This is a genomic window from Limnoglobus sp. (assembly GCF_059499385.1).
Genome location: NZ_JCABYM010000082.1, coordinates 12,999 through 35,687, shown reverse-complemented (window position 1 = coordinate 35,687; position 22,689 = coordinate 12,999). Strand labels below are relative to the sequence as shown.

17 protein-coding genes and 2 tRNA genes are annotated in these 22,689 nt (G+C 67.2%); 9 read left to right on the top strand and 10 right to left on the bottom strand.

What is annotated here, in order from left to right:
* Positions 1–115: 115 nt before the first annotated feature.
* Entirely contained in the window at positions 116–1,528 is a 1,413-nt protein-coding gene (locus AC5JJ2_RS15715) for a BRcat domain-containing protein (RefSeq protein WP_495858956.1), read from the top strand.
* Here the strand turns inward: AC5JJ2_RS15715 and AC5JJ2_RS15710 are convergent.
* Positions 1,525–1,986: a PEGA domain-containing protein gene (locus tag AC5JJ2_RS15710; RefSeq protein ID WP_495858955.1), complete on the bottom strand. Its 462-nt coding sequence runs from the start codon at positions 1,984–1,986 to the stop codon at positions 1,525–1,527. The genes AC5JJ2_RS15715 and AC5JJ2_RS15710 overlap by 4 nt on opposite strands.
* 200 nt (positions 1,987–2,186) lie before the next feature.
* On the opposite strand from AC5JJ2_RS15710, the gene AC5JJ2_RS15705 reads away from it, so the two are divergent.
* Complete coding sequence (locus AC5JJ2_RS15705) at positions 2,187–3,512, top strand: PP2C family protein-serine/threonine phosphatase (protein WP_495858954.1); 1,326 nt, start codon at positions 2,187–2,189, stop codon at positions 3,510–3,512.
* Positions 3,513–3,621: 109 nt separating this feature from the next.
* Here the strand turns inward: AC5JJ2_RS15705 and AC5JJ2_RS15700 are convergent, their stop codons facing one another.
* Positions 3,622–5,106 carry an MFS transporter gene (locus AC5JJ2_RS15700; RefSeq protein WP_495858953.1) on the bottom strand — a complete coding sequence of 495 codons (1,485 nt, stop codon included), beginning with the start codon at positions 5,104–5,106 and terminating at the stop codon, positions 3,622–3,624.
* A 147-nt stretch (positions 5,107–5,253) separates the two neighbouring features.
* On the bottom strand, positions 5,254–6,045 hold the full coding sequence (locus tag AC5JJ2_RS15695) for a TIGR00266 family protein (RefSeq protein WP_495858952.1): 792 nt from the start codon (positions 6,043–6,045) through the stop codon (positions 5,254–5,256).
* A gap of 284 nt (positions 6,046–6,329) precedes the next feature.
* Between AC5JJ2_RS15695 and AC5JJ2_RS15690 the strand changes: the two genes are divergently transcribed.
* The 3 genes from AC5JJ2_RS15690 to AC5JJ2_RS15680 all read left to right on the top strand — a co-directional run bounded on the left by AC5JJ2_RS15690 (position 6,330) and on the right by AC5JJ2_RS15680 (position 13,030).
* Entirely contained in the window at positions 6,330–9,263 is a 2,934-nt protein-coding gene (locus tag AC5JJ2_RS15690) for a PVC-type heme-binding CxxCH protein (RefSeq protein ID WP_495858951.1), read from the top strand.
* Positions 9,264–9,418: 155 nt separating this feature from the next.
* Complete coding sequence (locus AC5JJ2_RS15685) at positions 9,419–11,200, top strand: hypothetical protein (RefSeq protein WP_495858950.1); 1,782 nt, start codon at positions 9,419–9,421, stop codon at positions 11,198–11,200.
* A gap of 243 nt (positions 11,201–11,443) precedes the next feature.
* Positions 11,444–13,030, top strand: a complete 1,587-nt coding sequence (locus AC5JJ2_RS15680; RefSeq protein WP_495858949.1) for a 2-isopropylmalate synthase — start codon at positions 11,444–11,446, stop codon at positions 13,028–13,030.
* Positions 13,031–13,159: 129 nt separating this feature from the next.
* Here the strand turns inward: AC5JJ2_RS15680 and AC5JJ2_RS15675 are convergent, their stop codons facing one another.
* From AC5JJ2_RS15675 to AC5JJ2_RS15665, 3 genes are all read right to left on the bottom strand, one after another.
* Positions 13,160–13,858, bottom strand: a complete 699-nt coding sequence (locus tag AC5JJ2_RS15675; RefSeq protein WP_495858948.1) for a hypothetical protein — start codon at positions 13,856–13,858, stop codon at positions 13,160–13,162.
* Positions 13,859–14,002: 144 nt separating this feature from the next.
* Positions 14,003–15,028, bottom strand: a complete 1,026-nt coding sequence (locus AC5JJ2_RS15670; RefSeq protein WP_495858947.1) for a Gfo/Idh/MocA family protein — start codon at positions 15,026–15,028, stop codon at positions 14,003–14,005.
* 48 nt (positions 15,029–15,076) lie between these two features.
* Positions 15,077–16,513 carry a hypothetical protein gene (locus tag AC5JJ2_RS15665; protein WP_495858946.1) on the bottom strand — a complete coding sequence of 479 codons (1,437 nt, stop codon included), beginning with the start codon at positions 16,511–16,513 and terminating at the stop codon, positions 15,077–15,079.
* An 81-nt stretch (positions 16,514–16,594) separates the two neighbouring features.
* Between AC5JJ2_RS15665 and AC5JJ2_RS15660 the strand changes: the two genes are divergently transcribed.
* The 4 genes from AC5JJ2_RS15660 to AC5JJ2_RS15645 all read left to right on the top strand — a co-directional run bounded on the left by AC5JJ2_RS15660 (position 16,595) and on the right by AC5JJ2_RS15645 (position 19,129).
* The gene (locus tag AC5JJ2_RS15660; protein WP_495858945.1) at positions 16,595–17,902 is read left to right on the top strand and encodes a thymidine phosphorylase; all 1,308 of its coding nucleotides are present in this window, start codon (positions 16,595–16,597) and stop codon (positions 17,900–17,902) included.
* Positions 17,899–18,336: a cytidine deaminase gene (gene cdd, locus AC5JJ2_RS15655; RefSeq protein WP_495858944.1), complete on the top strand. Its 438-nt coding sequence runs from the start codon at positions 17,899–17,901 to the stop codon at positions 18,334–18,336. Before AC5JJ2_RS15660 ends, cdd begins: the two co-directional genes overlap by 4 nt.
* A gap of 15 nt (positions 18,337–18,351) precedes the next feature.
* Positions 18,352–18,981: a uracil phosphoribosyltransferase gene (gene upp, locus AC5JJ2_RS15650; protein ID WP_495858943.1), complete on the top strand. Its 630-nt coding sequence runs from the start codon at positions 18,352–18,354 to the stop codon at positions 18,979–18,981.
* Between the two features lie 77 nt (positions 18,982–19,058).
* Positions 19,059–19,129 (top strand) — tRNA-Gly (locus AC5JJ2_RS15645).
* A 16-nt stretch (positions 19,130–19,145) separates the two neighbouring features.
* On the opposite strand, the gene AC5JJ2_RS15640 is transcribed toward AC5JJ2_RS15645, so the two are convergent.
* The 4 genes from AC5JJ2_RS15640 to AC5JJ2_RS15625 all read right to left on the bottom strand — a co-directional run bounded on the left by AC5JJ2_RS15640 (position 19,146) and on the right by AC5JJ2_RS15625 (position 22,686).
* Complete coding sequence (locus tag AC5JJ2_RS15640) at positions 19,146–20,981, bottom strand: FAD-dependent oxidoreductase (protein ID WP_495858942.1); 1,836 nt, start codon at positions 20,979–20,981, stop codon at positions 19,146–19,148.
* Between the two features lie 20 nt (positions 20,982–21,001).
* Positions 21,002–21,075 (bottom strand) — tRNA-Arg (locus tag AC5JJ2_RS15635).
* Between the two features lie 38 nt (positions 21,076–21,113).
* Positions 21,114–21,683, bottom strand: coding sequence for an RNA 2',3'-cyclic phosphodiesterase (thpR, locus tag AC5JJ2_RS15630; protein ID WP_495858941.1), 570 nt, complete (start codon positions 21,681–21,683; stop codon positions 21,114–21,116).
* Position 21,684: 1 nt separating this feature from the next.
* Positions 21,685–22,686: an adenosine kinase gene (locus AC5JJ2_RS15625; RefSeq protein ID WP_495858940.1), complete on the bottom strand. Its 1,002-nt coding sequence runs from the start codon at positions 22,684–22,686 to the stop codon at positions 21,685–21,687.
* Positions 22,687–22,689 lie beyond the last annotated feature (3 nt).

Here is a 22,689-nt window from a genome sequence, read left to right as displayed (position 1 = left end):
CGCCGACCCCCTGGACTGTTGTGCGAGTTATTTCCGGCGTAACGTAATAAGCAGAGTGACGGTCTTGCTTGCCCTATACTGCCCCTGAATTCGTTCGTCATTCCCGGACCTGCTCATGGCAAACGCCCTGAAGTGCCCGAACCCGAGCTGTCCGTTCCTGTTCGACCCGACGCAGGTTCCGCCCGGCGCGATCCTGACCTGCCCACGGTGCGGGATGCGGTTCACGCTCGGCCCGGTCGCGCCGCCGGTGCAGCCGCCCGCGTACACCGGGAACGAGCAAACCCGAGCTTTCGACAACGGCTACGCGCCGCCCCCTCCGATTAATCCCCCGGCCGAAACGTCCGCGCCGCCGGAAGAAAGCCGCGGGCCGCGAACCCGCGTCCACCGGCGGCAGGAGCCGTCGCAACTGCTCCCGCTGCTCGGCGTGCTGCTCGTCATCGCGACGGCCGTGGTCGTCGGCGTCGTCGTGTTCAACCGGCTGAACGTCGGCGGCAGCGGCGGGCCGACGGGAGATTTGAGGTTCGAGGAGCGCAACGTCCTGTACCGGCTGCCGGTCCCGAACTGGGAGAAGGACGACGACGTGAAGGCGCTGTTCGGGGCGAACCTCGTCGGTCTCCGGCACAAGCAAGGCAGCGCGAAGGTCGCGATCGAGGCCCGCGACTTCAAGACCCGCGACCCGCAGCCCGGCGAGCTGCGCGAGGGCATCACGGAGCGGCTCAAGCCGCTCTTCGACGACCTGGACGTGCAGGAGCAGGACGGGGCGACGTGGATCGGCCGGCCGGCCACGCGGGTCACGTTCCGCGGCACCGCGACGGCGAAGCTCGGCGAGGGGACGTACCTCGGCGAAGCCTACGCGATGGGGCATCAGGGCGTCGGCTACTGGTTCCTCGCCGCCGCGCCGGAGTCCGAGGTGAAGCTCCTCACCGACGACCTCGACGACCTGCGGCAGCGGCTGAAGTTCCTCGACCTCCGCGACGACTGGAAGCCGACGACCGACGGCGCGAAGACGCTCGTGGGCGTCGATGCCGACTACCGCCTTACCGACGGCGACGGGTGGTGGAAGAAGTTGGCCGACGCGAAGATCGAGGACCCGAAGGCGGACACGGCCTACGACGCCGAGTTCAAGCTGAACGTCAAGCGGGACATCAAGCCGAAGGCGCGGGTCGCCGTGCTGCTGCTGGAACCGTCGGGCGATGACGCGGTCGCGACGGTGCGCGAGTACCTCCGCGGGCAGTACGAGAAGCTGTACGGCCTGCGGGAGTGGCAACAACTGACCGAGCCGCCGCTCGGCGACAACCCGACCTCCGGCGAGATAAAGGGCATCGACGTGATGCGGTTCAAGGTGACCGGCAGCGATCCGAAGACGGCGAAGCTGGTCGCGATCTCCGCGATCAAGATGGACGCGCAAACCGGCGAGGGCGTGCGGCCGATGGTCGTCGGCGTCCACGCCGCGTGCTCGTGGGACGTGCAGCTGTTCTGGGAGAAGCGGCTGGCTCACATGGCCGCGTCGTTACGGAGCGGCCGCTAGGGCGGCGGGACCGCGCCGCGGGGCCGCGGCTCGGCGTCCGGGTACTTCGGCGCGGGCAGGTTTTGCCCTTGCTCCCGCAGCCGGTCGGCGCTGTCGAGCAGCTCGTCCGTGCGGACCAACTGCGACGGCTGGAGTTCCAACCCGACCCGCCGCACGTCCTCGATGTGGAACGGGTACAGCGCCTCGAAAAAGAAATCCAGGCCGGGGTACTCGTACCACTTCGGCCGGACGTTGACCCGCCGCACGACCGGCTCGTACCCCTGGGCCACGGCCCGGAACTCGTACACGCCGGTGTAGTCCCACCGCAGGTCGGCCGGGCTGGGGCCGACCGGCACGTTGTTGACGTAAACCTGCGCGCCGGGCGCGTTCGTCTGGACGACGAACCGCCGCTCGACGCACCCGCCGCCGAGGGCGAGCGCGAGGACGGCCAGGGCAAACGCGGTACGCCGGTGAATCACCCCTGACCCCACGCCCGGCCTCCGAGTTGGTGCTAAGATGAACCGACTTTCGCGAATACCGGGAATGTTCGGGGCGGTCAACCCCGGCCGCGCATGACGACAAGTTCGAGATAGCGATTCGCCGGTTCGGGCGGGAAAAAACGAAAACCGCAAGTAGAATCACGGTGTCGCCGGAATAAATGTGCCGAGGGTTCGCCACGGTGTCCTCTTCCCAAGTCCGTTACGCCCGCCTCACGGACGTCGGTGCCAAGCGGAGTCACAACCAGGACGCCTGCGAGGTGCAACTCGCCGCCGACGAGCAGGCGTGGCAGGCCCGCGGCCACATCTTCATCGTCGCCGACGGCATGGGCGGCCACGCGGTCGGCGAGAAGGCCAGCGCCAAGGCCATCCGCGACATCCCGCTCACGTTCGCCAAGCACGTCTCGCAGGAGGGCGTCATCCCCGCCATCCGCCGGGCGTTCACGGAAGCCAACGCGGACATCTACGAGATCGGCCAGAAGAACCCCGAGTTCAAGGGCCTCGGTACGACCGGCACGGCCCTGTTCCTGCGGTCCGAGGGCGCGTGGCTCGGGCACGTCGGCGACAGCCGGGCGTACCGCATCCGGCCGAACAAGGTCGAGCAACTGACGTTCGACCACTCGTGGGTGTGGGAGATCGCCAAGCGGCAGGGGATCGACCCGGACCAACTCGGCGACTTCAAGAAGAACGTGATCGTCCGCTCCCTCGGCCCGGACGAGACGGTCGAGGTGGACATCGAAGGCCCGCACCCGACGCTCCCCGGCGACACGTTCCTGCTGTGCAGCGACGGGCTGAGCAACGAGGTCCCGTCCGACGAGATCGGGGCCGTCGTCGCCGCGATGACGCCGGAGGACGCGGCGAAGTTCCTGGTCCACCTCGCGAACGTCCGCGGCGGGCGGGACAACATAACGTGCATCATCGTCCAGGTCCCCGGCGCGGACATCGGTAAGAGTTCCGCCCTGTTGCCGGTCATCCCCGGCCCGTTCGGGCGGATGGTCGAGAAGGTGAACCGGATCGTCCCGTGGCCGTACACGCTACTCGGCCTCGGCTCGCTGCTCGCCCTGGTCTCGCTCGTGCTCCAGATGCAGAGCGTCTTCGGCGCGCTGCCGCTGTTCGGCCTCGCGGCGATCCTGATCCTCGTCGGCATCGTCGGCCTGGTGTTGCACCTGAACAAGACGAAGCACGACGCGGCCGAGGCCGCCGAACCGGTGCAGGAGCTGCGGGTCTACAAGACGTACCCGTTCGAGCTGGGGCAGGGCATCTTCGACCGGTTCACGGACAAGGACAACGAACTCAAGGACGTGCTCAAGGAGCACCCGGACGTGGACTGGGCGGCGCACGCCCGGTTCAACGAGGACGCGGCGGCCAAGGGGCAAGCGGGCGACTGGCTCGCGGCGTTCCGGGCGAAGTGCCAGGCCCTTCAGATGCTCGCCGTGGTGTACAACCAGGAGCGGGGCAAGAGCGAGGAGTTCCGCCCGAACTGGGACAACCCGAAGGGCAACACGTAACAGCCCAGTCAGGGCCTTCACTCAGGCGAACGGCACGGCGTAAGCGTGCCGGTGTGGGAGTTCCACCCAGAATCAGGGGGCTTACGCCCCCCGCTCGCCATTCAGCACCTCACGCCGGCAGCGGCTTCCCCTTAGTCTCCGGCGCGACCGCGATCAGCAGCAACCCCACGACGTACACCCCCGCGACGACGGCACAGGCGTGGCCGTAGTCGTTGCCGAACGCGGCGAGTAGGTTCGCCATCTGCAGATTCCCGACGGCGGCGATGATGCGGCCGAAGTTGAACCCGAACCCCTGCCCGGTGGCCCGCATCGCGGTCGGGAACAGTTCCGGTAGGTACAGCGGCAGCCACCCGTAGAACGACGCCGTAATCAGTCCCATCACCCCGGCCGACAGGACGTAGGCCGTCCCGTAGGCGGTGTTCAGTTGGTAGAACCCGACGATGGTGGCGAGCGACAGGACGCAGAGCACGGCGTACACCGGCCGTCGGCCGAACCGCTCGCACAGGACGGCCCCGAACACGCACCCGATGGCCGCGCCGATCGACGACGCGATTTGCATCAGCGGCCGGGCTTCCGGGACCGTGCCGCCGGGCAGCTTGTCCACCCACTGGTACATCCACATCACGCCGGACCACGTCGCCAGCAGCGGCACGCCGCTCAGTCCGGCGGCCAGGAGCATGTTCTTCAACGTCATTCGCCGCAACTCCGGGGACAGCCCCGACCGCGTGAGGTACTGCTTCGCCGGCAGTAGGTAGCCCCACGTCACGACGGCGAGCGCGACGACCGAGCCCAGGACGCGGACCGCGAGGTCGAGGTCTCGCACGGCCCACAGCGCGATCAGCCCGCTCGCCGCGGCGGCCCCGATCAGCACGCCCAACAGGTCGCGCTCGGACCAGTGCGACGCGGCCCCGGACTCCTTCTCACGGGTCCACTTCTCGGACTCCGGCACGAACAATCGGATGAGGAGTGTCAACAGCGCCGGGAACGCGCCGATGAGCATGAGCAGCCGCCAGTTCCCGTTCGCCGTCAGCGCGGCCGCCCACGCCTCCGGGATGCCCAGCTTGATGAGCGCGGCGGGAAGTTCCGCGCCGACGAAGATGAGGCTGTACGCGATGGACCCGACGAGCGTGTACCCGAGGTTCCCGAACGCGCCGATCCACCCGGCCAGCCACCCGCGGGAGGCGTTCGGCCAGACCTCCATCACGAGCGCGACGCCGAGCGCCCACTCGCCGCCCATGCCGAGCGCGCCGGCGAACCGCAACACGGCGAGATGCCACGCCTCCTGGGACGCGGCGCTCAGCCCGCTGCAAATCGAGTAGAGCAGGACGCTGACGGTCATCGCCCGGACGCGGCCGATCTTGTCGCCGAGCCAGCCGAACAGGACGCCGCCGGTCGCCGCGCCGACGAGGAACCCGGCGATGATGACGCCGTACCACGTCGCCACCCGCCCCTCGCCGACCGTCGTGCCGAGCAACTCGGCCAGCGCCGGCCGGGCGACGAGCGGGAACAGGCCCATCTCCATGCCGTCGAACATCCAGCCGAGCAGGGCGGCGACGAGGGCGAGCCAACGGCCGCGCGGGGCGGGAGAGGACATGGTGAGAACCAGAGAGGAATGAGGCGGGAGGTCGTTCGACGCACTTTTTATGTAGCCGCCGGCGTATAGATAGCCGCCGGCTTGCCGGCGGGGTTTTGGGCGTCGCAAAACCCCGCCGGCAAGCCGGCGGCTATCTATTTCGGGTCATCAATCACCGCCGAACAGCCGGCCGACGCCGCCGAGGATGGACCCCTCGCCCTTCGACGCGCCGCCGACGGACGGGGCGTTCGCGATGATCCGGTCGCACAGCCGGGAGAACGGCAGCGTTTGAATCCAGACCTTGCCCGGCCCCTCGACGGTCGTTAGGAACAGCCCCTCGCCGCCGAAGAACATCGACTTCAGGCTGCCGGCCCGCTCGATGTTATACTCCACGTCCTGCTCCATCGCGACGAGGCAGCCGGTGTCGAGCTTCAGCACCTCGCCGTCCCGCAGCTCCCGCTCAATGATCGTCCCGCCGGAGTGGAGGAACACCATGCCGTCGCCTTCGAGCTTCTGGAGGATGAACCCCTCGCCGCCGAACAGGCCGGCCCCGAGCTTCTTCTGGAACGCGATGCCGACCTCCGTGCCGAACGCGGCGCACAGGAACGCCCCCTTCTCGCACAGGATCATCTCGTCGTACTCGGACAGGTCGAGCGGTAGGATGCGGCCGGGGTACGGGGCCGCGAACCCGACCTTCCGGCGGCCGCGGGCCTCGTTCGTGAAGTGCGTCATGAACAGCGACTCGCCGGTCAGCATTCGCTTGCCGACTGCCCCGAGCTTGCTGAAGAACCCCTGCTGCGGCTTCGACCCGTCCCCCATCTTCGCCTGGAACGTGATGCCGTCCTCCATGTAGTTCATCACGCCGGCTTCCGCGATCACCGTCTCGTCCGGGTCGAGGGTGACTTCGACGAGCTGGATGTCGTCGCCGAGAATTTCGTAGTCGATTTCGTCGCATTCCATCGAACGGCCCTCGGAAGATGGTGGCACGGGGTGTATTGTGAGCAACCCCCGCGTCCGGGTCAACGACGATGCCGACGGACGGGCGAAATGAAGTCGTGACCATTTGTACATAATAACAGTCGCGTCAACCCCGGTGGCGTTTCCGCCACCGGGGGCCACCCGTGGCGGTGGCGGCGGTGGCTGTGTCGCCTGCCAAACCGGCAGGCGGGCGGTCAGCCCCTTGCACACCGGGGGCGGTCGGCCGTATCCTCAGTTCATCCCGCCGTCCCTCCCGGACACTCCTCATGCGCTTCCTTTCGACCTTGTTCCTCGCCCTCATCGCTTCTGCCGCCGCGTTCGGACAAGGCTTCTCGCCCCAGGAGGCGGTGAAGCGGATGCAGCTGCCGCCGGGGTTCACAGTTCGGGTGGTCGCCCACGAGCCGATGATCCGGCAACCGGTGAGCATCAGCTTCGACGACCGCGGCCGGATGTGGGTGCTGCAATACCTCCAGTACCCGAACCCGGCCGGGCTGAAGCCGGTCAAGCAGGACCAGTACCTGCGGACGGTCTGGGACAAGGTGCTCGACCCGCCGCCGCGCGGCCCGAAGGGGCTGGACCGGATCACGATCTGCTACGACCCGGACGACCACGGCGTCTACCGGAAGTCGAAGGACTTCCTCACGGGGTTGAACCTCGCGAGCGGGTTCTGCCTCGGCAACGGCGGCGTGTACGTGGTGCAGGCCCCGTACCTGCTGTACTACCCGGACAAGGACGGCGACGACGTGCCGGACGGCGACCCGGAGGTGCTGCTCAAGGGCTTCGGCCTGGACGACACGCACTCGCTGGCGAACAGCCTCCAGTGGGGGCCGGACGGCTGGCTGTACGGCGCGGCCGGCAGCACCAGCACGTGCAAAATCCCGAACCCGGCGAAGCCGGAGGAGGTCGTCGAGTTCCAACAGGGCATCTGGCGGTACCACCCGAAGTCGAAGCGGTTCGAGCTGTTCTCCGAGGGCGGCGGGAACACCTACGGCCTCGACTTCGACAAGCACGGCCAGGTGATCGCGGGGACGAACTGGGGCGGCTTTGCGATGCTGCACCAGATGCAGGGGGCGTACCACGTCAAGGGGTTCTCGAAGCACGGCCCGCTGCACAACCCGCACAGTTACGGGTACTTCGAGCACGTCCCGTACAAGGACTTCAAGGGCGGCCACGTCACCTGCGGCGGCATCGTCTACCAGGGCGACACGTTCCCGACGGAGATGCGGGACCAGTACATCGCCGGCAACCTGCTGTCGAGCGCGATCTACTGGCACAAGATGTCGCCGAACGGCTCGACGTTCACGGCGAAGCACGGCGGCGACCTGCTGGTCGCGAACGACACCTGGCATCGGCCGGTGGACCTACAACTCGGCCCGGACGGGTCGGTGTACGTGGCCGACTGGTACGACAAGCGGGCGGCGCACCTCGACCCGATCGACAACTGGGACAAGACGAACGGCCGCGTCTACAAGATCGAGTACCAGGGCACGCCGAAGTTCCCCACGTTCGACCTGCGGACGTACAAGACGAAGGACTTGGTCGAGCTGTTGAAACACCCGAGCGCGTGGTGGCGGCGCGAAGCTCGGCGGTTGCTGGTGGAACGAAATGACCCCAAGAGTCAGAAGTTACTTGAGGAACTGGAATTGGCTTCGGCCAATTCGAGCATTCCGCTTTTGGAAGTCGTGTGGACACAATTCCAACTCGGTCAACTCAAGAAGGAGAATTTCGAGAGTCTGTTGGATCACAAAGACCCTCATGTGCGAGCATGGGCTGTGCGAACAATTGTCGAGGGTGGTTTCCCGATCGATTTGACTGCGTTTGTCCACAAGGAAGAAGCGGCGATAGTGTTGGCTCAAGTGGCGTGTTCCGCGAAAAGGTTGCCGATTGACAAGGCATGGCCGATTATCAATCACCTCATCGATTTCGAGTTGAACGCAGATGATCCGTACATTCCGCTGCTGACGTGGTGGGCGATCGAACATCACATGACGAAATCAGAATCCTTGCCGAAGGATACGCTTTTATGGTGTCGAACCATGATGGAGAAGTACCTTTTGGAGCGGATCATTCAACGGCTGACACATCTCCCCAAGGGCTTTGAAACCATCGCGAATCTGCTCCGACAGGCATCGGGGGTAGAAGTGTGGCGCAAAATTATCATCAAAGGCATCAACGCCGGGATTACCGGGAAGAAGTTCGAGCAGCCGCCGAAGGAACTCGTGGCCGCACTCGAAGCGTTGTTGAAGCAGCACCCGCAGGAAGCGGAGCTCCAACGCCTCGCCGTGCGGTTCGGGGATGCGAAGACGGTCGCGACCCTACTCGACCAGTTCCGCGGTAGCGGCCCGACGGCGGGGCGCGTTCAGGCGTTGCAAATCCTCGCCGAGTCGCGGCGGCCGGAACTACCCGCGGAGTTGGTGAGCCAGTTTCCGACGGCGGACGCGAAGCTGCGGGCGGCGATCATCGCGGCGATGACGAACTACTCCGACGCCCGCGTTGACGAGTTCCTGCTGCGATCCTTCCCGGCATGGCCGGTCGCGGACCGCGCGTCGGCCCGCCGCGTGCTGTTCACTCGCCCGGCGACGGCACTCCAGTACCTGCAAGCTACCGAGGCGAAGAAGCTGCCCGCCGCCGAGGTTCCGCTGAACGAACTCCGGCCGCTGTTGCAGTTCAACGACAAGCCGCTGAGTGAACTCGTCGAGAAGCTGTACGGCAAGATCGGCCCGGCGACGCCCGGCGAGAAGCAGGCCCGCATTACCTGGGTCGGCGTCATCCTCAACAAGGGGAAGGGCGACCCGACCGCGGGCAAGGAGCTGTTCGCGAAGCACTGCGCGACGTGCCACCAACTCTTCGGCGAGGGGAACAAGATCGGCCCGGACCTGACGACGGCCGACCGGAAGAACACGCCGTACATGGTCGCGAACGTCGTCGATCCGAGTTCCTACGTCCGCACCGAGTACGTCCAGCACGAGGTCAGCACGCACGACGGCCGCAAGCTCACCGGGCTGGTCGTGGACGCGACGGCGAAGGCCGTCACCGTGCTGGACGCGCAGAACCGCAAGACGGTCTTGGCCCGCGACGACGTGGAGGACCTGAAGCCGTCGGCCGTGTCGATGATGCCGGACAAGCTGCTCGACACGCTCAGCGACCAGCAAATCTGCGACTTGTTCGCGTACCTCCGGCTCGAACCGCCGAAAAAGTAGCCGTGTTCGTCCGAGGCAAGGCGGCCGCTGGTACGCGTGGTGTACACTGGGGGCATCCGTTCTCGAAGGGTGTCCCCGTGCCGCGAATCGCGTCAGTCCTGATCCTTGCTCTATGCTGTTCGCGCGCGACTGCCGGGCCGAACGACCCGGCGGCGTTGTTTCCGGCGGGCACGCTCGCCTACGCCGAACTCCGCGACCCGGCCACGGTCGCCGACACTCTCGCCGCGATGGTGAAGGGCACCTCTCTCGAAGACGGCTTGAAGCTGCTGCACGACCGCCGCGACTCGAACAAGGAGCCACGGCTGTTCCACGGCCAGCCGGGTCTGTCCCTCACGACCACAATCACGTCCCCGGAGTTCCTTGCGGAGTTTCGCAAACTGCACGGCGCGGCCGTCGGGCTGACCGGCTTTACGAAGGACCACGAGCCGAAGGTCGCGGCCGTCGTCCTGCTCGGCGACGCATCCGCTGCTGCGCTGCTCGTGCGGGCCTACCTCGCGAACGAGGCGACGTTCCGCCGGGTGGACACGCTGGACGGCGTGCCGGTCTTCCAGTCCCGCGCCGCACCGGTCGTGACGTTCGACCAGAACACCGGCAAGCAGATCGTGCCGGAACCCGCGAAGGCGACCGAGGGGCCGCTCGAACCGACGTTCGCCTTCGCGCCTGGGCTGTTCGTGGTCGGCTCGAACAAGGAGGCCGTCGCCGACGTTCTCGCCCGCCACCGGAAGGCCGCAACGGATTCACTCGCCGCGGCTGCGACGTTTTGCGAAGTGACGAGGATGCCGGGGGTCAACTTTTTCGTCCGACTCCCCGCATTCGTAAAGGCCGCCGACGCCGCGAAGAAGGCGAAGAAGGACGTGATCGACCCCGCCCGGCTCGCGTTCCTTAGGCTGGCGGTGAACCCGAACGCCGTGCCCACGGTCTTCGGCCACTTCTCGCTTCGGCCCGACGGCATCGGGTTGACGGTCGAAGCGAGTCGCGACCCGAAGTTCGACAGCCCGCTGGTCGATCTGCTCGACGGCCGCGTAGCCGAAATGGCTCCTCGAACGTGGCCGACGGACGTGGCCACGGCGGTCACGCTCGGCCTGCCATCGCGCCCGAAGCGGGCGGCAACGGTGACGCGGTTCGCCGACGCACTCGCGAAGGCCAACGGCGAAGTCGGGAAGCTGCCGAGTGACACGCTCGCTGATATCGAGCAAAGGACGCGGCTGCCGATCCGCGAGAACTTATTGGCCTCCGTCGAAGGCGTGTCGGTCCTACTCCCGCCGAAGCAGGAGTTGCCCGCGAAGGTCGAGCCGCTGCCGCTTGTCGCCCTTCACCTCGAATCGGAGCAAGCAGCAACGGAACTCCTCCGCGTCTTACCGAATCTGTTGTCGGCCCCCACGGGAGCTGACACCCCGGCGTCACCAACTTCAGAAACCGTTAACGGCACGAAGGTGCTTTCCGTCCGCCCGACGAACTGCACGGTTCACTACGCCCAGGCCGAATCGACCCTCATCCTCGGCCTCGACCGCAAGTGGGTCGCCGCGTGCGGCACCGCGACGAGAGGCAAGAACCTGTCCGCCCTTCGTGCCGCCGGGCCGGACGCGGCGTTCGCCGTCGGCGTCCCGCTCGGCCTCGCGATGTACGACCGCTGGCCGGTGCTTTTTCCGAGCGTCGGCGGAAACAGCCCGTTGAGCGTTATCGACGGTGGCCTCGGTTTCGGACCGACCCAGCAGCAACCGTTGTTCACGGAGAAGGAGCTGACCGCCGCCTTCGGGCCGATGCCGCCGCTCGTCGGCCGCGTCACGAAGACGCCGGAACGACTCACCGCGGAGGTCCGCATCGACTTCGGCCCCGCCGGGGCGAAGCCGATGATCGAGCGGCTGATCCCGGTTATCGAGAAGCTCGGCGCGGGCGATTTCAACCCCTACGGCCGCGGTTACCTGACGGACCGGTGACACCGGATTACGCCGAATCTTCACCGGAAGGCGTTGCACCAGCCGGGAAACTCCGCTAGACTTTCAACACACGAGGAACCGCATGTTCAGCGATTTGCTTCTCCTTGCACGACTCGAACTCCGACCAGCCGGGGTCGAACTCTCGTGTTCACCGAGTTGAACGCAGCCACGAGATTCTGACGGCCCCGGATCGAAGTCCGGGGCCGTTTTGCGTTTACGGGAGTTTCTTTCCAGGAGCCGACGATGACGACGCCGAACGATCCGAACCGCGTGATCGTGTTCGACACCACGCTGCGGGACGGGGAGCAAAGCCCCGGCTGTAGCATGAACCTGAACGAGAAGCTCGAGATCGCCCACGGCCTCAAGGACCTCGGCGTGGACGTGATCGAGGCCGGGTTCCCGATCGCGTCGCCGGGGGACTTCGAGAGCGTCTGCGAGATCGCCCGGCAGGTCCATGGGCCGATCATCGCGGGCCTCGCCCGGTGCAACCCGGCCGACATCGACCGCGCCGCCGAGGCGGTGAAGCGGTCGCCGCGGCCGCGCATCCACGTCTTCCTGGCGACGAGCGCCATCCACCGCGAGTTCAAGCTGCGGATGAGCCGCGATGAAATCCTGGCGCGGGCCGTAGAGGGAGTGAAGCGCGCCCGCGACCAGGTGGACGACATCGAGTTCTCGCCGGAGGACGCGTCGCGGACGGAACTCGACTTCCTGGCGGAGGTCGTCGAGCGGGCGGTCGAGGCAGGGGCGACGACGCTGAACATCCCGGATACCGTCGGGTACGCGGTCCCGAGCCACTACGCGGACATCATCCGTCATTTGAAGAAGACCGTCCGCGGCATCGACAAGTGCGTGCTGAGCGTCCACTGCCACAACGACCTCGGGTTGGCGGTCGCGAACAGCCTCGCGGCTCTGAAGGAGGGCGCGCGGCAGGTCGAATGCACGATCAACGGCATCGGCGAGCGGGCCGGGAACACGGCCCTCGAAGAGGTCGTCATGGCCATGCGGACGCGGCAGGACTTCTACCAACTCTCGACCGGCATCAACACGCGGTTGTTGCTGCCGATGAGCCGGAAGCTGTCGCACGCGACCGGGATGCAGGTGCAGCGGAACAAGGCCATCGTCGGGCAAAACGCCTTCGCCCACGAGGCCGGCATCCACCAGGACGGGATGCTGAAGAACGCGAGCACCTACGAGATCATGCGGCCGGAGGACATCGGCCTGTCGCGGACGGAACTGGTCCTCGGCAAACACAGCGGCCGCCACGCCCTGCGGCAGAAGATCACGGACCTCGGCTACCACCTGTCGGACGAGCAGTTGAACAAGGTGTTCGAGGCGTTCAAGGTGCTCGCCGACCGCAAGAAGGACATCTACGACGCGGACATCGAGGCGCTGGCCGAGACGCAGATCCACGACACCGTTCACAAGGTCTGGACGCTCCAGGCGTTCACGTGCAACGCCGGGACCGGGACGCTGCCGTCCGCGGCCGTCGCGCTTTGGCGGAACGACGGCAAGATTCTTCGCGACGCGGCCATCGGCGACGGCCCGATCGACGCCGTGTTCAACGTGATCGACCGCATCACCGGCATCTCGATCAAGGTCGTGGACTACCGCGTCCGGGCGGTGACGTTCAACAGCGACGCCCAGGGCGAGGCGTTCGTGGAGGGCGAGTACCAGGGCAAGAAGGTGTCGGCGCGGGCCGTCTCGACGGACATCGTGGAGGCGAGCGCCATGGCGTACCTGGAACTCATCAACCGGATCGCCGCTCGCCAGGACCGCGACCGGCTAAAGCCGACGGACCACGTCTCGCAGGACGCGGTCCCGAGCTTGTGACGACCTGACTTCCGAAGTCCGGCTTCGACTTCGGAAGTCGAAAGGAAGAAGGGCGTGTGCCGAGCCGTCGAATGCCCCTGCGGGGGACCGACTTCCGAAGTCGGTCGATGCCGGACTTCGGAAGTCGGGTCACTTCGAGATCACTAACCCTTCGCCGGGCAGCGGGGCGGGGTCGTCGTTCAACGGCAGCATCGGGTAGAACGGCCCCTCCTCGTGTGGCACGTTCGCGGTGGACGCCGTCAGGATGTCGCGGACGGTCTGAATCGTCACCGGGTTCGTCGCCACGGAGTACGTTCCCACGCCGGGCAGGGCCAACGTCTCCGTGTTCGCATACCCGTTCCGCTGCCACTCGCGGCCGATGACGACGTGCCGCCCGACCCGCGACAGGTCGTGCCCTTCCGCCCACGGCAGGTACGCCGGCGTCAGTTCCACCAGCGCATCGACCGCGACGCCCTCGTGCGACAGCTTCGCCGCCATGCCCTGCGCCACGCCTGCGCCGTGGCTGTAGCCGACGAACACGAACCGCGCGTCCGGCTCGTCGCACCGAATCTTCCGCACCTCGCTCTCGACGAACGCGGCGTGATGGAACTCGACGGTGTACACCTTCGCGAACCCGGAGCGGTTGAGTTCCGCGGCGAGCTTTTCGATGCGGCCGAGGTGCAGCGGGTCGAACCCGTTGACGACGACGGCGTACACCTTCGCCCGCTGGCAAGCCGGAAGTTCCGGGCAATCCTCGGCGGACAGCGCGAGGTCGTATGCCTTGTGGCAACAGTGCGTGCAGCCGGCCCCGGCTGCGAGCGTGAGCAAGATTGGCAAGATGTGTCGCATGACCGCGGTTCCTCGGTGACCCGCGAGTACCATCGACACGACCCGTCCAACCCCGGCAACCGTTCCATCTTGCCAAACGACAAAGTGTGCCCGTCCCCGCGCCCTGTGCCGGTTCGGGCGGCGGGGTAAGTTAGAGAAGGCGATTCAAACGCGAACGATTTGCCCAGACTTCACGGATTCACATTCCCGGTAACACAGGACGAGGGCGTTCCGCGCCAGCGTCCCGCTGAGCAGGTCCGGCTCCTTCCCTGTGCGTGCCGCCTCGACCGCGACCTGCAGCTCAGTCGCGAACGCCGTCAGCGGGTCGCCGCCGCCGTCGAGCTTCGGCTGCTCGCTCTTGCCGTCGGCCGTGAGCAGCGTCAAGGCCGGGCCGCCGGAATCGTAGATGAGTGTCGCCTTCTCCAGATAGATCTCGTACCCGTGGGCGAACGGCCGCCCGGCCATCGACAGCGCCCCGCTCGTACACGTCACGCTCGGCCCGCCGGGGCCGTAGACGTAGTTCGTCGTCAGGTACGTCACCGCCCCGGACGGATCGACGACGCCGGTGGAGAACACCGCCGCCGGCACGCCGCAGACGAGGCCGATGAAGTGCGTGTCGTGGACGTGCAGGTCCACCGCCGGGCCGCCGGTCTTGCTCGCGTCGCCGATGTCCGCCGACCAGTCCGGCTTCGAGATCACCCGCTTGAAGTGCGCGCCGAGCAGCTTCCCGTACTTGCCACCGCGGATCGCGTCGGCGGCGAATTGGAACTCCGGGAAGAAAGGCAGTACGTGCGCGACCATCAGCAGCTTGCCGGCCCTCTTCGCGGCGGCGAGCATCTCGTCGGCCTGCTCCGGCTGAAGTGCAATCGCCTTCTCGACCAGGACATGCTTGCCGGCTTTCAGCGCGGCAATTGCGAACGCCGGGTGCTGATCGGTCGGGTTGCAGATGTCAATGAGATCGATGTCCGGGTCGGCGAGCATCGCGTCGTAGGACTCGTAGGTCTTCACGCCGGTCAGGTCCACCTTCCCCGGCTCGGGGCCGAAGTTCCCCCGCGTCGCGGACCAGTCGCCGGCGAGTTTCGCCTTATCCCGGCTGCACACGGCGACGACCCTCGCGCCGGTCAGTCGCTGGGCGGCGAGGTAGTGGATGCGGCCCATGAACCCGATGCCGACGATGCCGATGCGAATCATGTGGCGGCCCGATGAGGTAAGTTGCTCCCTGTTGTAGCGAACAGCCGGTCAGGTTGCCGCCGGCAGCGCGGGCGGGTCGCCGAGTGGCCCGACCCGGCCGAGGAACTGAAGGAACAGGTCGAGTAACCCCGCCGCGTTACCGCCGCGGCCGCGGACGAGGACGGCCGACCGTTTCACGACCACGCTCCCGGCGAAGCCGGCGATGGCGACCTCGCACGACTTGCCGTCGCCGCCGATGGTCAGCTTCACGCCGGGCGGCGGGGCGTCCTCCAGCCGGTCGATGAACGCGGCCACGTCGAGCGGCTTGGCGAACTCGAAAACGAGCTGGTCGAACGACGCGCCGAAGTCGGACTGAAACTCGGGCCGCCGCACGAAGTCGGCATCGACGAACTGCCCGACCTCGCGGCGGAGGACGACCTGCGACGGGTCATCGACATCCAGGTCCAGGTAAACTGTGAACTCGAAGTCCGGCGTGCGGACCGACCCGGTCCCGTCCTGGCCGACGGTCAGTGTCACGTCCTTTCGTTTGTACCCGAACAGGTCGCGGGCCTGTTGGAATACGCGGTCGAGTTCCGCGCGAATGTCATCGGTCGCGATTCGCTGGACGAACTTGCGGTTTCCAGGGCCGGCGTTGTCCGGCACGGAGTAGGTCTTCCGGAAGTTCATCAGGTCGCGGACCCGCGATGTGGTCTCCGACCGGAACACGATCCGCCGGAGCCGCGCGGCGTCCAGAACGGATTCATCGGCTTCCGTCCCGGCGGGTAGCTCGACGACCATGGCGGCCGTGTTCTGCCCGCCGAGGAGGACGGGCGTTTGCCCCAAGCCGCCCTCGAAGTGCTTGCGGAGCCGGCGGGGCAGCTCGCCCTCGATGTATCGCTGAAGCGACAGGGCCGTGACCCGCCTGTTCGTCGCAGCCTTGCGGGCGCGGCCGGAAATCGCCTCGGCGACGAGTTCGGACCAGACCCCGAGTTTGATCGCCGGAGTCGTCCGCGGTTCCTCGCCCGCCGAGCACGCGATCAGGGCCGCGGCCTTCGCCGAGCAGTCGAAATGTTCTTCCAAATCCTTCTCTCGAATCCCGGACACGCTCAGGAAGTAGATGATCTGGCTGGCCTTCGTTGCCGCGAACGTGTCGAGCAAATCGGTCAGAATCAGTCCCGTGGGGCTGCGGTCCGTTGGCAACGTGTCCCAACAATCGAGAACACTCGGTTCTTCATCGGCATGGCCCGGCCCGGACCAGAAGACGAGCAGCGTATCGTCCTTCTTCACTTGCTTCTTCAGCCACCGCAGCCGCGACTCGATGGCCGTCTTCGTGGCGTAAGCCCCGGCGAGGTGAATCTGATTCTTCCGCGGCACGCCGGTAACTTCGAGGGCGTCGGCCCACGCCTTCACGTCCGCCTCGGCGTAGGGCCGGACGCCCAACTCGGCGTGCAACGGTTTCTCGATCCCGACCAGGAAGGCCCACCGGTTCACCACAAGTCGCCTCATTTTCAGGGTATTCTTGAGAGGGTGAATTGTAGCCGTTCGGGTTTCGCGGTACAAAGTCGTTCGGTCACCGCGGGGGACGCCATGCGTGCGGTCGATGTGATTCGCAAGAAGCGCGACGGCCACGAGCTGTCGGCCGACGAGATTTCGGCGTTCGTCACCGCCGCCGCGACCGGCACGGGGTGGGAGAAGTACCAGCTCTCCGCACTCCTGATGGCCATCGTCTGGCGCGGCATGACATCCGACGAGACGGCCGCCCTCACGCGGGCGATGACCGACTCCGGCAAGCGGCTCGACCTGTCACACATCCCCGGCCCGAAGGTCGATAAGCACAGTACCGGCGGCGTCGGCGACAAGACCTCAGTCGTCCTCGCCCCGCTCGTCGCGGCGTGCGGCGTGAACGTCCCGATGATGTCCGGCCGCGGCCTTGGGCACACCGGCGGCACGCTCGACAAGCTCGAATCGATCCCCGGCTTTAACGTCCACCTGACCGAGGCCGAGTTCCGCGCCGCGGTGCGGGCCGTTCGCATCGGCATGATCGGACAGACCGCCGACGTGGCCCCGGCGGACAAGACGCTCTACGCCCTGCGGGACGTGACCGGCACGGTCGAATGCGTCCCGCTCATTACCGCGTCGATCCTCAGCAAGAAGCTGGCCGAGGGGATCGAGGCCCTCGTGATGGACGTGAAGTGCGGCCGCGGGGCGTTCATGAAAACGCTCCCGGACGCGCGGGTGCTGGCTCAGGGGATCGTCCGCGTCGCGACGCTCAACGGCCTGAGGTGCGAGGCGGTCATCACGGCGATGGAGTCCCCGCTCGGGCGGGCCGTGGGCAACACGCTGGAGGTGATCGAGTCGATTGAAACCCTGAAGGGCAGGGGGCCGGCCGACCTCACCGACCTGTCCGTGCTACTGGCCGCCAAGATGGTCCGACTGTCCGGCGTGGTTTCGAGCCAGGCCGAGGCCGAACAAAAGGTCCGGGCCGCGCTCGACTCCGGGGCCGGGGTCGAGCTGTTCCGCCGGATGGTGGCCCAGCAAGGCGGCGACCCCCGTGTCGCGGACGATTACTCTATCCTTCCGACGGCTCCGCGGCGGCACGTCGTCCAGGCCCCGCGTGGCGGGTTCGTCGCCGACGTGGATGCGGAGGAAATCGGCATCGCGGGCATGCGGCTCGGCGGCGGGCGGTCGCGTGCGGAGGATTCCATCGATCATGCCGTCGGCATCGTTCTTGACCGAAAGCCCGGTGAGGAAGTCCGCGCCGGCGATGCCGTCCTGACCGTCCACTATCGGGACGAATCGCGGCTGGCGGCGGTACTACCGCGGTTAAATTCGGCATACACTCTCAGCGACACGTCCTCCCCACCCGTGCCCCTCGTCCTGGAGCAGGTTCCATGAGCGCGGACCCCCTGTTCGTCGCCGCGGCGGCCGCCCGCAACAAGGCCCACGCCCCCTACTCCGGGTTCAAGGTCGGGGCCGCCGTCCAGGCGGCCGAGGGGATGATCTACGGCGGGTGCAACGTCGAGAGCGCGTCCTTCGGGCTGACGATCTGCGCCGAGCGGGTGGCGGTGTGCAAGGCGATCGCCGACGGGTCGCGGAAGTTCACCCGCGTGGCCGTGTTCGCCGAGACGGAAGAACTGACCCCGCCGTGCGGCGCGTGCCGGCAATTCCTGTGGGAACTCTGCGGCGACATCGAGGTCTACCTGCTCAACCACAAGAAGCAGATGGTCTGCTACAAGCTCGGCGACCTGCTCCCGCTCGCGTTCGACGCCCGGCTGTTGGGCGTGAAGTCGCTCGGCGGCAGCTCGGTGTCGCGGCCGGGCATCACGTAACCGCGAGAACGCGCCATGCCGACCCCGCCGCACGTCTCGACCCACCCGCTGCTCGTCCACAAGCTCGCGAAGCTCCGCCACCGGGACACGCCGCCGCCGGTCTTCCGGGAACTCGTCTACGAGATTTCACAGGTGCTCTTCTACGAGGCCACGCGGGACGTACCGCTTCGCGATGTTAAAGTGCCGACGCCGCTGGTCGAGTGCGTCGGGCAGGAACTGGACGTGAAGGTCGGCTTGGTCCCCGTCCTCCGGGCCGGGCTGGGGATGGCGAACGCGATGCTCGACGCGCTGCCGGAAGCGGCCGTGTGGCACATCGGGCTGTACCGCGACCACGCTACGCTGAAGCCGGTGACGTACTACAACAAGCTGCCGCCGAAGCCGGACATGGGGCTGGGGATCGTCCTCGACCCGATGCTCGCGACCGGCGGGTCGGCGATCGAGGCCATTCGTCTGTTGAAACTCGCCGGCACGCCGCGGGTGAAGTTCGTGGGGCTGATCGCCGCCCCGGAGGGCGTCGCGGCGCTCCAGGCGGCGCACCCGGACGTGGCGATTTACCTGGCGGCGGTCGATTCGCACCTGAACGAGGTCGGGTACATCGTCCCCGGCCTGGGCGACGCCGGGGACCGCCAGTTCGGGACGGCGTGAACCCCGGTCCGGCGGCTCGTGTCTGATGGAAAAGTAGACTTGCGGCTTCGGCCGGCGTTGCTAAGATTTCGAGTGTTGCGGGATTGGTATATCGGCCGTGCCCAGCCTTCCCAAGGCTGTGAAAGGGGTTCGACTCCCCTATCCCGCTCTGCCCCTTTCGCGAGTCACTTCTTCGGGTCGTCCGCCGGTTTCAACGCAGCCCGCAGCCAGTCGCCCCGCGTGACCTTGCCGTCCGCCCTCGGCAACTTCTCGACCGCGAGTTTCATCGTCGCGGCCAGCCGCAGCCATCGCTCCTCGACGGCCGGGTCCAGGACGGCGGCGAGGTCGGCCGCGTGGTGCGGGAACGCCTCGTAATACTGGCCGGTGATGTTCCGCCCCCGCGGGCTGCCCTTCGGGGTTGCCGCCAGGCCGTGGAACCCGCCGGCGGTGCCCCACCGTTGGACGAGGGCGAAGTCTGCGTCCCCCGGCTTCACGTCGCTGACATAAACCGTTGCCGACTTCGCCCCGTGGAGCCGGGCCTGCAACCGCGGCACATCGACCGCCTGGACCGGGACGTTCTCCCGCGCGAGGTGGGCTGCATGCCCGGCGGCCTGGCCGAGCGAGGTCCAGATCGGCTCTAGCCGTAGCGCGCAAAACCCGACGTGCGACGAGCTGGCCGCCACCGGCACGAGCAGATTCCGCACCCCCTTCGGCACGATCGTACCGTAGGGAATTTGGTACGGCGGGACCGGCTTGTAGAACTCGCCGGCGTGCTTGCCGCCGAACCGTGGGCCTTCGTGGGTTGTGCCGTGGCAGTTGTTGCCGTAGTCGCCGACCGCGATCGCGTCCGCGTGGAGGCGGGCGCGGGCGTCGCCCGTCGCGTGCTCCGAGTCCTTCTCCGTGAAGACATACACGCCGACCATCCGCCGGGCCTCGCGGACGTAGAACTGCGCCGGCAGGTGGCCGGTGTCCGCGAACTCGTCCTTGCACCAGCCCCACTCGCGGGCCTCGTCGCGGAGCTTTTTCGGGACAGCCTCGTCCGTCTGTAAGAAGTAGAGCAGCCCGGCCTGGTCGCGGAGGTGCTCGCGGAAGACCCGCTCCCGCGCGGCCGCGTCGCCGTCCGGCCATTCCAGGTTTCGGCCCGGCAGCGAGAGCCGGATCAGCCCGTTCGACACGTCGTTGATGTCGTACTTGCCGTTCGGCAGCACCGGCAGTTGGGCCTTGAACACGCACTTCGACGGGTAGCCGAACACCTTCTCGACCTTCCCGGCGGCCAGGAATTCCAACACCGGAACGAAGTCGTCCCGGCGGTAGCCGGGCGGGGCGGCGGGCAAAACCCGGTTCTTCGGGTCGCGGGTCATGACGAACCGGAAGTTGTACGCCTGGAGTTGCCCGTCCGCCTTCTCCGGCGCGAGGCTTTCGCCGTACTCCGCCCTCGCCTCGCGGCCGACCCGCCACGGCACGCCGGCCTTCGCCATGAGGTCGCCCTCGTAGCTGCCGTCGATGAACACGGCGGCCGTCGCCGTCCAGTTCGTCCCGTCCGCGTTCGCGAACGTGACGGACGCGATCCGCGTGTCACCGTTCATCGTTACCGCGGTCAGCCGGGTACGGTTGCGGACGGTGATCGTCTTCCGCTCGGCGAGCATCGCGCGGAACGTCGCCAGGTTCACCCCCGGCTCGCCGAACGTCCCCCGGAAGCTGTCCCGCACCTGCGCGGAGTCCTTGCCATACGTGCGGGCGTAATGCGCTTCGACGCGGCGGGTGAAATCCAAGAACGTGCCGGTCAGCCCCTCGAACGTGCGGAAGTCGGTGTGCGAGAGGCCGTTGGTGACGAGGCCGCCGATCCGTCCGGTCGGCTCGACGAGCAGGACGCTCTCGCCGTCGTCGGCCGCGGCCAGGGCCGCCGCGATCCCGCCCGGCGTCGTCCCGTACACCACGACGCCGAACGCCTTAGAATCGTCGGCCCGCCCCGTCGTGGGAACGAGGGACAGCGTCACGACCAGCGGGATGACGAATCGCATGCGCGCCTCGGGGAAGGGAGTACACCCGGTGAGGCTCGAACTCACAACCTGCCGCTTAGAAGGCGGCTGCTCTATCCAGTTGAGCTACGGGTGCGTCATCGAATTGTGTCAGATGTTGCGAGCCGCCGCAACTCATCCGAGCGGCATCCGCGCGATGACCGAATAGACCGCGCCTTCCCGTCGCAAGTCGCTGTTGAATAGCAACAACTCCTCGACGAACACGTCGCCGCCGCGCCAGTCGTCGTGCTTCGGAAGCTCCGCCGCCAGCAGCTGCCCGTCGGCCTCGTCCTTCACCCGGCCGAGCGTCAGGTGGGGCGTGTACCCGCGCTCCTCGCGACGGTAGACGCCGAGTTCCAGCAACTTCGGCTCGGAGATGTTGTGAATCCGTCGCAACGTCTCGGCCCCGTCGGCGAGGGCGGCCCACAGAATCTTCGGTCGCCGCGGGGTCGGGAACGCGCCCACACCCTGGACACTCAGTCGGAAGGAAGGTTCGGCCTTCGCCACGGTTGTGAGGGCGCGGCAGATGCCGTGCAGGTCGCGGTCGTCCACTTCGCCGAGGAAGTTGATCGTGACGTGCAGATTCTCCGGCTCGACCCACTTTACGTTCGCCCCGCACCCGGCGAGCGCCTGTTGAAGCGCCGCCGCCGCGGACCGGACGGCCGGGCCGACGCTCACGCCGGTGAACAGTTTCAATCGGGCCATGTCACTTCCCACCCGTGGCTTGCTTCCAGTAGTCCTTGACGCCGTGGTGCAGCCGCGCGCCGACCTGCGAGATGACCTTCATCGCGAGCAGGTTCCCGCCGCGGGCGGCCGCGTCCGGGGCGTATCCGTGGGTGATCCCGTACAGGAACGCGCCGGCGAACATGTCGCCCGCCCCGGTCAGGTCCTTCGGCTCGCACGTGTAGGCCGGCACGTGCGACTCGACGCCGCCGTAACGGACGAACGCCCCGTTCGGCCCGTCCGTCACGACGGCGTTGGGCACGAGCATCTTGAGTTTCGCGAACGCCTCCTCGGTGTTGTTCGCCTTCGCGACGGCGCACGCCTCGGGGGCGTTGCAGAACAGCAAGTCGCTCTGCCGTAGCGCCTCGTGGAACGGGTCGCCGAAAACGGCCGGGACGAACGCGTCCGAGCAGGTCAGGGCGATTTTCGTCCCGGCCGCCTTCGCGATGGCGACGGCCTCGCGGATGGCGTGCTGCCCGGTCTCGGGGTTGGCGAACACATACCCTTCGACGAACAGCCACTCGCTGTTCTGGACGCGGTTCTTGTCCACGTGGCGGGCGGCGAGGTGGCTGGACACGCCGAGGTGCGTCCGCATCGTCCGCTCGGCGTCCGGGGTGATGACGCACACGCACGTCCCGGTCGTCTCGTCCTTGAGGATCGGGTTGCCGATGTCGATGTCGAGCTTCTCGAACTCGGCGGCGTAGTGGAGGCCGTACCGGTCGTCGCCGACGCACCCGACGAACGCCCCCTTGCCGCCGAGCTGCGACAGCGCGATGACGCTGTTCGCGACCGACCCGCCGCTGACGAGCGGCAGGTCGTGGTTGGCGTCGCGGAACTTCGCGAACAGCGCCTCCTGCTCGGCCTTCTCGACGAGCCGCATCGTGCCCCGCTCGAACCCGAGCGGGGCGAACTCGGCGTCCGTCAGGTCGAGGAAGATGTCCACGATGGCGTTGCCGAGGCCGCAGAGGTGGTAGTCTTTTTTCATGGG